Consider the following 13465-nt stretch of genomic DNA (forward strand, 5'->3'; position numbering starts at 1 on the left):
ACGCGCCGCGCCGTCAGCTATTTCAGGCGCTGTCCCGCGCCTCGCTCTCGATCAGCGGGACGAATCGCACCGGGAGCATCCGCTCGGGTTCGATCCCGTGTTCGCTCCGAATGAACCTGAAGACATGCTGGGTGCCGTCCTGCGGGCCGATGGGGACGACCATGATGCCGCCGACGGCAAGCTGTTCCAGTAGCTGCTCGGGCACGTCCGCCGAGGCGGCAGTGACGATGATCCGGTCGAACGGCGCCTGCTCCGGCCAGCCCTTGCTGCCGTCACCGACGCGGGTTGAAATCGTGTGCAGATCGAGCTGTTTGAACCGCTCCATTGCCTCATCGGCCAGGCTCTTGTGACGTTCGACCGAATAAACCCGGCGCGCCAGTCTTGCGAGGATTGCCGTCTGGTAGCCGGACCCGGTGCCGATCTCCAGAACCTTGCAGCGGTCGTGGAGTTGAAGGGCCTGGGTCATATAGGCCACGACATAGGGCTGGCTGATTGTCTGGCCCGCTCCGATAGGAAGCGCGCGGTTGTCGTAGGCAAACGTCTTTATAGGCGTCGGTATGAAGATCTCCCGAGGGGTCCGCTCGATCGCACCGAGTACGGCTGCATCCGAGATTCCTTCCCGGCGCAGCTCCATGATCAGGCGGATCTTGCTTTCCTCGAGCGTCATCGCAGTTCAGCCGTTCGCATCTTCGCCCGCAAAGGCCCGTTGCAGTTCCGCGAGCGTGACGGTGTCGGTCATGTCCATCTTGATCGGTGTCACCGAAATATACCCGTCGTCGATCGCCGCAAGATCGGTGCCCTGCGCATAGGGCCGCATGCTCTGCATATGGCCGATCCAGTAATGTTTCGCACCCCGCGGATCGATGACCTCCATGATGTCGTCACCGTTCTTCCGCTTGCCCTGGCTGGTGACGCGGGTTCCCCGGACCTGCTCGGCGGAAACCGGCGGAAAATTGACGTTCAGCAGGGTATGCGGCGGAAATCCCTGCTTCAGGATCCGGCGCAGCAGGTCAGGTCCGTAGGTCTCCGCCGGTGTCCAGTCCGCCGGCTCGCCGTCGATCAGTTCCTGGCTGAAGGCGATCGCCGGGACACCGAGGATGGTTGCTTCCATGGCGGCAGAGACGGTTCCGGAATAGGTCATGTCCTCGGCGAGGTTGCCGTTCCGGTTCACGCCGGAAAGCACGATATCCGGCCTCTTGTCCTTCATCAGCAGGTTCACCGCCAGCAATACGCAATCGGTTGGCGTACCGTTCACGGAGTACCAGTTCGGTTGATGCTCGCGCGCTTGAAGCGGCCGTCGCAGAGTCAGGGAATGGCCCGCCCCGCTTTGCTCGGTCTCCGGCGCGACCACCCAGACATCCTCGGAAATCGAGAGGGCGATCCGCACCAGAACCTGCAGTCCCGGTGCGTAAAAGCCGTCATCGTTGGAGATCAGGATGCGTGCCTTGGAAATGTCGCGCGGCCAGGCCATCAACCGTTCTCCCGTCAGCCGGCGGCGGAGATCCGCGTAAGACCGTTCATATAGGGTTGCAGCACCTCGGGTACGGAGACCGAGCCGTCCGCTTCGGCGTAATTCTCCAGCACCGCGATCAGTGTGCGGCCGACTGCCAGGGCGGAGCCGTTCAGTGTATGCACGAACGCGGTCTGCTTCCCGCCTGCCGCGCGATAGCGGGCCTTCATCCGGCGGGCCTGGAAATCCCAGCAGTTCGAGCAGCTGGAGATCTCGCGATACATCCCCTTGCCGTCATCCTGACCCGGCAGCCAGACCTCGATGTCGTAGGTCTTGCGTGCACCGAATCCGGTGTCCCCGGAGCAGAGCGTGACCACGCGGTAGGAGAGCCCGAGGCGCTTCAGCACCTCCTCGGCGCAGTTTGTCATCCGTTCGTGTTCCTCCTCCGATTTCTCCGGGTGAGTGACGGAGACGAGCTCGACCTTGCTGAACTGGTGCAAGCGGATCATGCCGCGCGTATCGCGTCCCGCCGAGCCCGCCTCCGAGCGGAAACACGGCGTGTAGGCGGTAAAGCGCAGCGGCAGTTCCTCCTCGGCGAGGATTTCGCCCGAAGCGATATTGGTCAGCGGCACCTCTGCGGTCGGAATGAGCCAGTGATCGCCCGTGGTCCTGAACAGATCCTCGCCGAATTTCGGCAACTGGCCGGTGCCGTAGAGCGCCGCGTCGCGCACCATGTAGGGTGGGGAGATTTCGGTATAGCCGAATTCACCCGTATGGATGTCGAGCATGAAATTGGCGAGAGCGCGTTCGAGACGCGAGAGCTGGCCCTTCAGAAGCGTGAAGCGCGCGCCGGAGAGCTTTGCCGCGGTTTCGAAATCCATCATCCCGAGGCCCTCGCCGACGGCGACATGGTCCGGTGCCGTACCGTTGGCCGATTGCGCGTCGCCGACCGCCCGGAGTTCGACATTCGCGCTCTCGTCGGGCCCGTCAGGCACGTCGTCGGCCAGGATGTTGGGCAGCGCGGACAGCGCGGCATCGAGCCGCTCGGAGATCTCGCGCCCCTCTTCCTCAAGGCTCTGCATCCGGTCCTTGATATCGGCGACTTCCCGCATCAGCGCGTCGGCGTCGCCGCCCTGGGACTTGACCTTGCCGATCTCCTTGGAGGCCTCGTTGCGGCGCTGCTGCAACTGCTGCAGTTCGGTCGTGGCGTCGCGCCATTTCTTGTCCAGTTCGAGGATGGCGCCGGCCTGCGGTTCGAAACCGCGGCGCGCCATGGCCTTGTCGAAGGCCGCTCCGTCCTCGCGAATCGATCTGATATCGTGCATCTCACACGTCCATTCTGTTCGGAAATCCGGTGAACTCTTATAGGCAGTGCCACCCGGCGGGTCCAGCGGCGGGCGCCGGGCGATTACCGGCGCGCCGCGGCGTCAGGTGGCGGTGCTAGACGAACTCTCGGGCTCGTCGTCGTCATCCTCGAACTCGTCGGCATCGTAGCCGCGCTTCTTCTCGACAATGCGGGCGCCGATGATCGAGATCTCGTAGAGAATCGCGACCGGAATCGCGAGCAGCACCTGCGAGATGACATCCGGCGGCGTCAGGATCGCTGCGACGACGAAAGCAATGAGGATCGCGTATTTGCGCTTCTTGGCAAGCCCGGCCGATGTGACGATGCCGACCTTTGCCAGCAGGATCATCAGCACCGGCAGCTCGAAACAGACCCCGAATGCGAAGATCAGCCGCATCACCAGCGAGAGGTACTGGTCGACTTTCGGCTCGAGGACCAGCGGCAGGGAACCGTCCGAGCCCGGATGCTCGAAGCCGAGGAAAAACTGCCAGGCAAGCGGAATGACCAGGTAATAGACCATCGCCGCACCGATCGTGAAGAGAACCGGCGTTGCGATCAGGAACGGCAGGAAGGCTGTCTTCTCCTCTTTGTAGAGGCCAGGTGCGATGAATTGCCAGATCTGGATCGAGATCACCGGGAAGGCAACACAGGCCGCGGCGAAGAAGGCGACCTTCAGATAGGTGAAGAAGGCCTCATGCAGCGCCGTATAGATCATCCGGCGCCCGGCCTCGCCTTCCGTCAGATCCGCGAGCGGCGCGACGAGGAAAGAGAAGATCTGCTCGGAGAGCGCGTAGCAGGCAAAAAAAGCAATCAGGAAAGCGGCAAAGGAATAAATGAGGCGGGTCCGGAGCTCGACCAGATGATCCAGCAGCGGCATCCGCTTTTCTTCGATTTCGTCGCTCATGGATTAGTGTCCGGCCACAGCGCTTTTCTCGGCGCCCTTCGCATCTGGGGTCTTCGGCGCCTGTTCCGTGGAAGGCGTTTCATCGGCGGTCTCCGGCTTGCTCGCGGCTTCCGTTGCCGCCGCCGTCTCGACCGGGCGCGAGGACGCGACATCCTTGGCCTCGCTGGCGATCCGCTCCATCTCCTTCTTGGTCTCGCCCGAGGGATCGACCCAATCGTTGACCTTCTTTTCAAGGTCTCCGCTGGAGATGCTCTTCGCTTCCTTGCGCAACTCGTCCAGCTCGGCCTCGCGGGCGACCTCTTCGAGAGAATTCTGGAAATCGCGGGCCACGCTCCGCGCCTTGCGGATGTAGGTGCTGACCGAGCGCACCACGCGCGGCAGGTCGCGCGGTCCCACGACGACCACCGCGACGAACGCGATCAGCATGAATTCCTGCCAGCCGAGATCAAACATCAGCGCATACCATCAGTCACGCGACCGGACGGCCCGCTCGCGGGCACATCCGTTTCCGGCGGCGGGCGCCGGAAGGCCGAAGAAAGGTTTTTTCGCTCAGCTTTTCTGAGCTTGATCGGCCTTGGATTCGGTCCCGGCGGACTCCTCGGACTTCAGGCTCTTGGCCGGGTCCGCATCGGTACCCTGCTCGTCGCCCTCTTCCTTCATGCTCTTTTTGAAATTGCGCAGGCCTTTGCCGAAATCGCCCATGATCGAGGAGATCTTGCCACCGCCGCCAAACAGCAGAAGGGCGACAGCGATCACGATCAGCCAGTGCCAGATACTCATCGCACCCATAAGGTTACGCTCCCATTCGCATAAATTCGTTCCGTCCCGCTATGGGACTTTTGCGGTATATAGGCATGTTCAACCGCCCACTGCAACGTCCCGCGCTGCGGTAATCTCACGAAACGCGGCCTTGCCTGGCCGGAAACACGAAGATCTGCCCCTGATCGAGTTCGATCCGCAGGCGTGTTCCGGTTTCAGGAAGAAATATCCCGGGCATGCGGGAATGGAAGTGCCACTCGATTCCGCTCCCGTTCTCGCCGGAATGGACATGCAGGTGAATGAGGCTGCTGCGGCCCAGCAACCGGGCCTGCATCACCCGTGCCGTATAGTCGCTTTCTCCGGCCTGCAGAGTGGTGACCCTGAGGCCTTCCGGGCGCGCCACCACGGTGACCTCGTCCCCGTCCTGCAGCCCCTCGGCGCGAACAGGTCCGATCGGTGTCAGCACCTGACCATCCTCAACCCGGCCGGAGAAGGCGTTCACCTCGCCGAAGAACCCTGCGACGAACGCGGAATTGGGATAGCAGTACAGCGTATGGGGCGAGCCCTCCTGCACGATCCGTCCATCGCGCATGACCGCGATCCGGTCCGCCATGAACATGGCTTCCTCGGCATCGTGGGTTACCATCAGCGTCGCCGCGCCACTTTCCTTCAATAGATGCAGGACATCGTCCCGCACCTGGCTTCTGAGAGCCGTATCGAGGCCCGAATAGGGCTCATCCAGGAGGATGATGCGCGGATTGGGGGCCAGAGCCCGGGCGAGCGCGACACGCTGCTGCTGACCGCCGGAGAGTTCATGGGGGAATTTTTCGGCGGCGCCCTCCATCCCGACCCGGCGCAGTTCGGTCAGCGCCTTCTCGCGGCGCCGGGCTTTAGGAAGCTCGGACAGCCCGAATGAGACATTGTCGGCGACACTGAGATGCGGAAACAGTGCGTAATCCTGGAAAACCAGGCCAATACCCCGCCGTTCCGGCGGAATCTGGCTGCCCGGCACCGCCACTTCGCGCTCGCCCATCAGCACCCTGCCGGTTTGCAGCTGCTCGAGTCCGGCCGCGAGCCGCAGCGCCGTAGTCTTCCCGCAACCCGACGGCCCGAGCAGGCAGACCACCTCTCCGGCCCCGATCTCCAGCGTAAGATCGTCGACGACGGGGACCCGGTCAAAACGGTGTGTGATCCCCTCGAGGCGCAGAACGGCGGTCATTCCTTGGCTGCGCCCGTGATGCCGGGGACCGACGGCACGGTCTCCGGGAGGCTGTATATCGGTTCGGTGATCATGGCTGGTCCGGAGGTATCAGATGCAAACGGCAGGCTCAAGACGAACCGGGTGCGACACTCTGGCGGCTTCAAGCGCCGTCTTCCGCATCGAGCAACTCGAACTGGCCGTCGTCTTCCTCGTCATCGTCATCCACATCGCCGTCGTCGCCCATGGCGATCGAGGTAAGACCGGGTCGCTTGTCCAGCATGCCGGCAGCCTTCAGCTCGTCGAGGCCCGGCAGGTCCGCGAGCGAGCTCAGGCCGAAATGGTCGAGAAACGCTTCGGTGGTGCCCCACGTCAGCGGGCGACCGGGGACCTGCCGGCGCCCGCGTGGCTGGATCCAGCCGGCCTCCAGCAGCGCGTCAAGCGTCCCCTTGCTGACGGCAACGCCCCGAATCTCCTCGATGTCGGCCCGCGTGACGGGCTCGTGGTAGGCGATGATCGAGAGTGTCTCCAGCGCCGCGCGCGATAGCTTGCGGCGCACGGCGACCTCGATCCGGAGAGCCTCGCCGATATCCGGCGCGGTACGAAAGGCCCATCGGTCCTTGATCGCAACCAGATGGATGCCGCGGTCGGCGTAGCGCTTGCGCAGGGTCTCTATGATCGGTTCGGCCGCGACCCCTTCCGGCAGGCGTTCGGAAATATCGGCGATCGACAGCGGCTCCTTGCTTGCGAACAGCAGCGCTTCGACGATTCGCTCGGACCGGCTCGGCCCCCTGGTCTCGGTCTGATCGGAACTCACGCGTCGCCCTCCCGGGAGCGGAAGTAGATCGGCTCGAAGGTTCCGGCCTGATTGAGTTCCGCCTTTCCGTCCTTCACCAGTTGCAACGATGCGACGAAAGTCGAGGCAATCGCGGAACGCATCCGAATCCCCTTCCTGAAACCTTCCGGCAGGAAGGAAAACAGCGTCTGCCACTCCGGCACGGCGCCGAGCACCCGGCTCAGCCGCTTCACGGCATCCTCTACGGAATAGAGATGCGTCGCCTCGATCTTCAGCGCCAGGCGATCATGCCGGACCCGGTGATCGGCGTAGGCGCGCAGCAGTTCGTACAGCGTGACGTCATAGACCGGCCGACGCCTGACCGAAATGCGGTCCCCCTCCCCGCGGGGGAAGAAGTCGCTCCCGAACTGCGGTCGGGCCATCAGTGCTTCGCCGGCCTGCTGCATCGCCTCGAGGCGCATGAGCTGGAACCTCAACGCTTCGGCCATCTCTTCCGGCGTTTGCTCCTCCTCTTCCTTCTCGGCGGGCGGCAGCAGCAGACGTGACTTCAGATAGGCCAGCCACGCAGCCATGACGAGATAATCGGCCGCAAGCTCCAGATTGAGTTTCTGCGCCTGATTGACAAATGCGAGATACTGTTCGGCGAGTTGCAGAACCGAGACATGAACGAGGTCGACCTTCTGTTCCCGTGCAAGCTGCAGCAGGACGTCGATCGGCCCCTCGAAGCCGTCGATATTGAGAAACAGCGAAAGCTGCACCGGCTCGCGCCGGCTGCGGTGATCAGGCTCCGGACTCTCGAATGCGCCCGTGTCGTTCATACGCTCTCTCAGATCTGCCCTGTCAGCATCAGCACGAATTGTAGCAGATAATGCACGCCGACCATGATCAGTCGCATGAGGTAATTCAGTTCGATGCCGACCTCTCGGCCGATGAAGGGCAGGAGGAACAGCAAACCGACGACGATGAAGATGCCGTAGCGTTCCAGACGGACATAACGGCGGGCAAGCTCGTAGGGCAGCAGACCGGTCACGATTCGGCCGCCGTCGAGCGGCGGAAGCGGGATCATGTTGAAGACCGCCAGGACCAGGTTCAGCAGCACGCCGTTGACCAGGGTTGCCTCCCACCAGGCGCCGAACCATTGCGGGAACCAGGACGCGGTGTGGAGCAGCGCAGAGGCGGCGACTGCAAGCAGGACGTTGACCCCGGGGCCCGCGGCGGCGACCAGCATCATGTCGCGGCGCGGGTTGTTGAGTCGCGACATGGCGACGGGAACCGGTTTGGCATACCCGAAGACGAACGGCGTTCCGGCAAGCGCCCAGCCAGAGACGATGCAGAGGATCGGCAGCACGATGGTGCCGAACTTGTCGATATGCGCGAAGGGATTGAGCGTAACGCGCCCCATCAGCCGTGCCGTCGGATCGCCGCACAGATTGGCGACGAAGCCGTGTGCCGCCTCGTGCATGGTTATGGCGATCAGCACCGGCAGCGCCCAGATCGAGGCCGTGAAGGCGATATCGGAGATGAAACCGTCCATCAGGCGGACGTGCCGCAAAGCTCTGCAAGCGAGGCCAGCAGTTCGTCAGCCGATGCCGGTTGTGCCTCCCGGCGAATGCGCTCCAGGAAGGAGAGGACCGTTTCCGCACGGCGGAGCGGTTCGTCCATGAGTTCCGGAACGGCGCCGGCGATCTCCCGCATTTCCGCCATCTTCCCGTTGCAGTGGAGAACGATATCGCATCCCGCGTCGAGCGCGCGCCCGGAGGAAACGGCGAGCGGCTCCGCCAGCGCCTTCATCGAGATGTCGTCCGTCATCAGCAGGCCGTCGAATCCGATCTCGCCGCGGATGCAATCCTGAATGACTCTGGCGGACACCGTCGCGGCACTCTCCCGGTCCAGGGCCTCGTAAACCACATGCGCCGTCATCGCCATCGGCAGGCTCGCGAGGGCCTTGAAGGGTGCGAAATCCACTTGCCTCAGCACCTCAAGGGACGCCTCGACCCGCGGCAGCGCGAGGTGACTGTCGACGCCGGCGCGTCCGTGCCCGGGAATATGCTTCATCACCGGCGCAACGCCGCCTGCGGCCAGGCCCTCCGCCTGTGCCCGTCCGAGCCGCGCCACGGTTTCGGCATCGCCAGCGAAGGCGCGGTCGCCGATCACGTCATGCGCGCCGTCCTGGCGCACGTCGAGCAACGGCAGGCAATCCACGTCGACCCCGCAGGCCGTCAGCTCAGCCGCGATCAGCCGGGCATTGACCCGTGCCGCCTGCTCGGCACGCACCGGATCCTCGCGGTACAGTTCTCCGAACAGAGCCGCCACCGGCGCTTCGCGCCATTGCGGCGGCTTCAGCCGCTGCACCCGGCCGCCTTCCTGGTCTATCAGCACCGGAGCTTGATGCCCGACGCAATCCCTCAGATCCTCCGTCAACATACGGATCTGTTCGGGGCTCTCGCAGTTGCGCTGGAAGAGAATGAAGCCGAACGGTTCGGTCTCAACGAAGAATTGGCGCTCGTCCCGGGTCAGTTCCAGCCCGGCACAACCGAGAATCAGGGCGCGCATGGCGAATCCGATCTAGCGTTTGACGACGAGGCAGGCCTGGCCCTTTGCCTTGAGCGCGTCGCAGGCAGCTTTCGCCGCGTCTTCGGTCAAGGGGCCTCCCTGCACTCGAAAGAAAACCCCGTTCGACGTGCTGATGCGCTGGTAGGTCGGCTTCAAGGCTCCGAGGAGGGAAGTGTTGGCCGATTGGACCCGCGCCCACTCTTTCTCCGCCGCCGCCTCGGTTCTGAGCGCCGCAACCTGAATGTTGTAGTCCCCTGCCGCAGGGGCCTTCGGCACAGGTGCCGGAGCCGGAGCCGGAGTTGCCGGTTCCGGTGCCGGCGTCTTCGGAGCAGGTACGGCGGCTGTCGGAGCTTCCGCTGCCGGCGCAGGAGCGGGTGTCGGTGGCGGCGGAGGCACCAGGGCCTTCTGGGCCGCCGCATCCGGCGCTTTCGCAGGCGGAATGGTTTCCGGGCCTTTCGGCGCCGCCGGGGCGGTCTCTGCAGGGGCGACAGCGACCGTTGCGCTGTCTGACGGTGAATCTTCGGCCGCAGGGGCGCCGGGCAGCGGTTCGGGAGCCGGAACCGGCGCCTCGGGCGGCGGCAACAGCCGTTCGACCCGGCTTTCGCCGTTCTGCGCGCCACGGCCGGACCCCAGATCGTCAAGCACGAGCTTGTCCTGGTGCGGCACCTGCATGCCGCCCGGCGAGTCCGGACGCACCTTGGAAGGACTGTCGTCGGCCTTGATCAGGGGAGCGGCAGTCTCGCTGCCGATCCGGCGGCCCTGGTCGTAGGCGTACCAGACGACCCCCGCGAAGGCGGTGACCGCCAGGACAGCGGCCAGAACGGTCAGTCCCCTGCCCTTGCCGCGCTCTTCCGACATGAGCGGCGGCGGACCAGGGCGCTCGTCCTCGTCGATGATCCGCGGTCGGTCCGGGGCCCCCGAATGCAAGCTCATGCGCGCAGTTCCTCCACGGGCTCGACTCCGATCACATCAAGACCGGAGGCGATCACGGTCTGGGTGGCCCGCACTAATGCCAGCCGGGCCATGGTCAGCTCGCTGTCCCCATCGACCAGGAAGCGCAGGGTCGTGTCTTCCTTGCCCTTGTTCCACAAGCCGTGAAATGCGGCGGCGACGTCGCCGAGATAGAACGCAAGCCGGTGCGGCTCATGCGCTTCGGCAGCGCTCTCGACCGTGCGGGGCCATGCGAGCAACAGTTTCATGAGACCAAGCTCCGTGGGATCGGTCAAGCGGTCGAGCACTACCGATGCGAGCGCGGTTCCCGAGAGATCCGCACCCTCCAGTGCCTCCTCGGCGTGCCGGAGCACGGAATGGCAGCGCGCATGGGCATACTGGACATAGAAAACCGGGTTCTCGCGGCTTTGCTCGGTGACTTTCCTGAAGTCGAACTCGAGCGTTTGGTCGTTGCGCCGGGTCAGCATGATGAAGCGGAGCACGTCCTTGCCGACCGAATCGATCACGTCGCGCATGGTCACGAAGGTGCCCGCGCGCTTCGACATCTTCACCGGTTTGCCGCCATCCATCAGATGAACGAGTTGGCAAAGCTTCACGTCGAGCTGGCCCTCGCCGCCCGTCACGGCCTTCACCGCAGCCTTCATGCGCTTCACATAGCCGCCGTGATCAGCGCCCCAGACGTCGATCATTTCGGCGTAGCCGCGGCGGTATTTGTCGAGGTGATAGGCGATATCGTTGGCGAAGTAGGTCCAGGTGCCGTCCGATTTCTGGATTGGCCGGTCGACATCGTCACCGAACTCAGTTGCCTTAAAGAGCCGCTGCGGGCGCGGCTCCCAATCGTCCGGCTTCTTGCCTTTCGGCGGCTCGAGCACGCCGGTATAGAGCAGATCGCGGCCTTCAAGCGTTTCCATCACGGCATCGACCGCGCCGGCTTCCACCAGCGCCTTTTCGGAGCTGTAGACGGCCATGTCGACACCGAGGAGGCCGAGATCCTCCTTGATCCATTCCATGATCTCGGAGATCGCGAAGGCTCGGATTTCCGGCAACCACTCGGCTTCCTCCTTGGCGAGCCACTTGTCGCCGTCGCGCTTCACCAGCGCCTCGGCGACTTCCTTCAGGTACTCACCCGGATAAAGCCCTTCGGGAATTGCCCCGATCTCCTCACCAAGCGCCTCGCGATAGCGCAGATAGGTGGACCGTCCGACGGTATCGACCTGGGCGCCGGCATCGTTGATATAATATTCGCGCAACACCTCGAATCCCGCCTTGGCCAGGAGTGAGGCCAGCGCGTCGCCGACGATCGCCCCGCGGGCATGGGCCGCATGCAACGGGCCGGTCGGGTTGGCGGAGACATATTCCACCATGACCTTCTTGCCCCTGCCGATGTCGGACGCGCCGTAAGCAATCCCCTCCTTCAACAGGTCGGCGACCGCTCCGCGCCAGAACGAGTCCGCGATCCGGAGATTGATGAAACCGGGACCGGCGATTTCCACCTCCGTGACCTCGTCCCATCCGCGCATCCGCTCGGCCAGCAGCTCTGCGATGTCGCGCGGCTTCATGCCTGCCGGCTTCGCCAGCACCATTGCCGCGTTGGTCGCGATGTCGCCATGCGAGGCGTCGCGCGGCGGTTCGACCACGGCCCGGCTCGCATCGAGATTCGCCGGTAGTGCTTCGCTCGCCGCCAGAGAGTCGAGTTCTGCGTTAAGTTTGGCTTGAAAGTGATTGAAAACGTTCATCAGGTCTTCGCATTCAGGTCAAAGAGGCGGGCGTGCTCGATCATCGCGTAGCGATCGGTCATGCCCGCAATATAGTCGGCAACCAGGCGCGCCTGCTTGCTTTCTTCGATTTCGCCGGGCTGATCGTTGCCGGTGCGCTGCCATTGCGCCGGGAGGCAGTTCGGCTCCTTCATCAGAAGCTCGAACATGTCGGTGACAACCCGGCGCGCCTTGCTCGCCATGCGGTTCACCTTGTAATGCCGGTACATGTTCTGGAACAGAAAGCTTTTCAATGCCTTGTTCCGCTCCTCCATCTCCGGCGAGAAGGAAATGATCGGCACCGGTGCCTGGCGGATATCGTCCGCTGCGCGCGGCTTGTGCACCGCGAGCCTCTTGCGGCTCTCGGTCAGCAGATCCTCGATCATGATTCCGATCAGTCGGCGGACGATTTCCTGTACCAGCTTCGAGTTCGAGAGATCCCCGTAGGTGTCCCGCACCTTGGCGACGATCTCCCCGGCAAGCGGCGCCTGCAGCAACGTTTCGATCCCGAACAGATTGGCGTGGAGCGCATCGTCGATATCGTGCGTGTGATAGGCGATATCGTCGGAAATGGCCGCTACCTGCGCTTCGGCGCTGGCATAACCGCCCAACTGCAAATGCAGTTTGCCATCCAGCTCGGCGATGATCGGGGGGACGTCGCCCGCGCCTGAAGCACCGACGAGCGGACCGTTGTGCTTGATGATGCCCTCGAGGGTCTCCCAGGTCGGATTGAGCCCGTCGAACGAGGCGTAGCGCTGCTCCAGGAGGGTCAGGACCCGTACGGTCTGCACATTATGGTCGAAACCGCCGTAAGGCTGCATGACGGCGTCCAGCGCGTCCTCGCCCGCATGGCCGAACGGCGTGTGGCCGAGATCGTGGGCCAGTGCCAGCGCCTCCGCCAGGTCCTCGTTCAGGCCGAGCGAGCGGCTGATCGAGCGGGCGATCTGCGCCACCTCGAGGCTGTGCGTCAGGCGCGTGCGGTAATAATCGCCCTCGTGATAGACGAAGACCTGGGTCTTGTATTCGAGTCGCCGGAAGGCGCCGGAATGCAGGATCCGGTCGCGGTCGCGCTGGAATGGCGTGCGCTCGCGCGCCTCCGGCTCCGGAAACTGCCGGCCGCGGCTGTTCCGGAAATCCACGGCGTAGGGAGCGAACTGCTGTTTCAGCGTCCAGTTCTGGGACTCGGGCATGGCTGCGGGCCGGGTGCGATTCGAACTGCGCGGAACCTACTCTCGGCAGGGGCCGGGCGCAATGGCAGCGACCGGGAAATGGATTGAATTCCGGGGCAGAAACATTACCTTCACTGCAGGACAATGCGTAATCGTACCTTGAGCGACCCGAACCCTGCTGGAGCGGCCATGAGCCTCGCCGAGAACACCCCTGTCGAGAACGGAGCCCCGGTATCGTCAACCGACGGACGGACCTTCGGCCTGACCGAGAGCGCGGCAAAGCGGATCGCCACGCTTCTGGCGCAGGAAGAAGACAGCAACGCGAAATTCATGCGGGTTTCCGTCGAAGGGGGCGGCTGCTCGGGCTTTCAGTACGATTTCGGCTTCGACGACGAGATCGGGGAAGACGATCATGTCTTCGTCAGTCACGATGTCAGGGTTGTGGTGGACGACACGTCGCTCGATCTCCTCAACGGCGGCGAGTTGGATTATGTCAGCGAACTGCTCGGTGCCTATTTCCAGGTTACGAATCCGAACGCCTCCTCCTCGTGCGGCTGCGGCACTTCCTTCTCCATTTGATCCGGCT

General features: G+C 63.8%; 15 protein-coding genes. 1 reads left to right on the forward strand and 14 read right to left on the reverse strand.

Annotated elements, in window-relative coordinates; all coding sequences use genetic code 11:
* Positions 1–22: 22 nt before the first annotated feature.
* The 14 genes from ACOOE1_RS03935 to ACOOE1_RS04000 all read right to left on the reverse strand — a co-directional run bounded on the left by ACOOE1_RS03935 (position 23) and on the right by ACOOE1_RS04000 (position 12900).
* Positions 23–667, reverse strand: a complete 645-nt coding sequence (locus ACOOE1_RS03935; protein WP_420405035.1) for a protein-L-isoaspartate(D-aspartate) O-methyltransferase — start codon at positions 665–667, stop codon at positions 23–25.
* A gap of 6 nt (positions 668–673) precedes the next feature.
* Positions 674–1471 carry a 5'/3'-nucleotidase SurE gene (surE, locus tag ACOOE1_RS03940; RefSeq protein ID WP_420405036.1) on the reverse strand — a complete coding sequence of 266 codons (798 nt, stop codon included), beginning with the start codon at positions 1469–1471 and terminating at the stop codon, positions 674–676.
* A gap of 14 nt (positions 1472–1485) precedes the next feature.
* Positions 1486–2775: a serine--tRNA ligase gene (serS, locus tag ACOOE1_RS03945; RefSeq protein WP_420405037.1), complete on the reverse strand. Its 1290-nt coding sequence runs from the start codon at positions 2773–2775 to the stop codon at positions 1486–1488.
* Between the two features lie 102 nt (positions 2776–2877).
* A complete protein-coding gene (gene tatC, locus ACOOE1_RS03950) occupies positions 2878–3699 on the reverse strand; it encodes a twin-arginine translocase subunit TatC (protein WP_420405038.1) in 822 nt (273 codons plus the stop codon).
* A 3-nt stretch (positions 3700–3702) separates the two neighbouring features.
* On the reverse strand, positions 3703–4152 hold the full coding sequence (gene tatB, locus ACOOE1_RS03955) for a Sec-independent protein translocase protein TatB (RefSeq protein WP_420405039.1): 450 nt from the start codon (positions 4150–4152) through the stop codon (positions 3703–3705).
* A gap of 96 nt (positions 4153–4248) precedes the next feature.
* Complete coding sequence (locus ACOOE1_RS03960; protein ID WP_420405040.1) at positions 4249–4488, reverse strand: twin-arginine translocase TatA/TatE family subunit; 240 nt, start codon at positions 4486–4488, stop codon at positions 4249–4251.
* Between the two features lie 106 nt (positions 4489–4594).
* Positions 4595–5677, reverse strand: a complete 1083-nt coding sequence (locus tag ACOOE1_RS03965) for an ABC transporter ATP-binding protein (RefSeq protein ID WP_420405041.1) — start codon at positions 5675–5677, stop codon at positions 4595–4597.
* 142 nt (positions 5678–5819) lie between these two features.
* Complete coding sequence (gene scpB / locus ACOOE1_RS03970) at positions 5820–6473, reverse strand: SMC-Scp complex subunit ScpB (RefSeq protein WP_420405042.1); 654 nt, start codon at positions 6471–6473, stop codon at positions 5820–5822.
* The gene (locus ACOOE1_RS03975) at positions 6470–7270 is read right to left on the reverse strand and encodes a segregation and condensation protein A (RefSeq protein ID WP_420405043.1); all 801 of its coding nucleotides are present in this window, start codon (positions 7268–7270) and stop codon (positions 6470–6472) included. The genes scpB and ACOOE1_RS03975 overlap by 4 nt, the downstream gene beginning before the upstream one ends.
* A gap of 8 nt (positions 7271–7278) precedes the next feature.
* The gene (locus ACOOE1_RS03980; protein ID WP_420405044.1) at positions 7279–7986 is read right to left on the reverse strand and encodes a site-2 protease family protein; all 708 of its coding nucleotides are present in this window, start codon (positions 7984–7986) and stop codon (positions 7279–7281) included.
* Positions 7986–9005, reverse strand: coding sequence for a beta-N-acetylhexosaminidase (gene nagZ / locus ACOOE1_RS03985; protein WP_420405045.1), 1020 nt, complete (start codon positions 9003–9005; stop codon positions 7986–7988). The genes ACOOE1_RS03980 and nagZ overlap by 1 nt, the downstream gene beginning before the upstream one ends.
* 12 nt (positions 9006–9017) lie before the next feature.
* Complete coding sequence (locus ACOOE1_RS03990; protein WP_420405046.1) at positions 9018–9938, reverse strand: SPOR domain-containing protein; 921 nt, start codon at positions 9936–9938, stop codon at positions 9018–9020.
* Positions 9935–11692 carry an arginine--tRNA ligase gene (gene argS / locus ACOOE1_RS03995; RefSeq protein WP_420405047.1) on the reverse strand — a complete coding sequence of 586 codons (1758 nt, stop codon included), beginning with the start codon at positions 11690–11692 and terminating at the stop codon, positions 9935–9937. The genes ACOOE1_RS03990 and argS overlap by 4 nt, the downstream gene beginning before the upstream one ends.
* On the reverse strand, positions 11692–12900 hold the full coding sequence (locus tag ACOOE1_RS04000) for a deoxyguanosinetriphosphate triphosphohydrolase (RefSeq protein ID WP_420405048.1): 1209 nt from the start codon (positions 12898–12900) through the stop codon (positions 11692–11694). The genes argS and ACOOE1_RS04000 overlap by 1 nt, the downstream gene beginning before the upstream one ends.
* A gap of 168 nt (positions 12901–13068) precedes the next feature.
* Here ACOOE1_RS04000 and erpA point away from each other — a divergent pair, with 168 nt between their 5' ends.
* Complete coding sequence (erpA, locus tag ACOOE1_RS04005) at positions 13069–13458, forward strand: iron-sulfur cluster insertion protein ErpA (RefSeq protein ID WP_420405049.1); 390 nt, start codon at positions 13069–13071, stop codon at positions 13456–13458.
* Positions 13459–13465 lie beyond the last annotated feature (7 nt).

The sequence above is a fragment of the Nisaea sp. genome (assembly GCF_965216895.1).
In the GTDB taxonomy this organism is placed as follows: domain Bacteria; phylum Pseudomonadota; class Alphaproteobacteria; order Thalassobaculales; family Thalassobaculaceae; genus Nisaea.

Excerpts from the sequence above, each read along its gene's own strand:
- ACOOE1_RS03975 (WP_420405043.1), bottom strand. The coding sequence starts at position 7,270 with ATGAACGACACGGGCGCATTCGAGAGTCCGGAGCCTGATCACCGCAGC.
- surE (WP_420405036.1), bottom strand. The coding sequence starts at position 1,471 with ATGGCCTGGCCGCGCGACATTTCCAAGGCACGCATCCTGATCTCCAAC.
- ACOOE1_RS03935 (WP_420405035.1), bottom strand. The coding sequence starts at position 667 with ATGACGCTCGAGGAAAGCAAGATCCGCCTGATCATGGAGCTGCGCCGG.
- ACOOE1_RS03960 (WP_420405040.1), bottom strand. The coding sequence starts at position 4,488 with ATGGGTGCGATGAGTATCTGGCACTGGCTGATCGTGATCGCTGTCGCC.
- argS (WP_420405047.1), bottom strand. The coding sequence starts at position 11,692 with ATGAACGTTTTCAATCACTTTCAAGCCAAACTTAACGCAGAACTCGAC.
- tatB (WP_420405039.1), bottom strand. The coding sequence starts at position 4,152 with ATGTTTGATCTCGGCTGGCAGGAATTCATGCTGATCGCGTTCGTCGCG.
- serS (WP_420405037.1), bottom strand. The coding sequence starts at position 2,775 with ATGCACGATATCAGATCGATTCGCGAGGACGGAGCGGCCTTCGACAAG.
- tatC (WP_420405038.1), bottom strand. The coding sequence starts at position 3,699 with ATGAGCGACGAAATCGAAGAAAAGCGGATGCCGCTGCTGGATCATCTG.
- ACOOE1_RS03980 (WP_420405044.1), bottom strand. The coding sequence starts at position 7,986 with ATGGACGGTTTCATCTCCGATATCGCCTTCACGGCCTCGATCTGGGCG.
- nagZ (WP_420405045.1), bottom strand. The coding sequence starts at position 9,005 with ATGCGCGCCCTGATTCTCGGTTGTGCCGGGCTGGAACTGACCCGGGAC.
- ACOOE1_RS03965 (WP_420405041.1), bottom strand. The coding sequence starts at position 5,677 with ATGACCGCCGTTCTGCGCCTCGAGGGGATCACACACCGTTTTGACCGG.
- erpA (WP_420405049.1), top strand. The coding sequence starts at position 13,069 with ATGAGCCTCGCCGAGAACACCCCTGTCGAGAACGGAGCCCCGGTATCG.
- ACOOE1_RS03990 (WP_420405046.1), bottom strand. The coding sequence starts at position 9,938 with ATGAGCTTGCATTCGGGGGCCCCGGACCGACCGCGGATCATCGACGAG.
- ACOOE1_RS04000 (WP_420405048.1), bottom strand. The coding sequence starts at position 12,900 with ATGCCCGAGTCCCAGAACTGGACGCTGAAACAGCAGTTCGCTCCCTAC.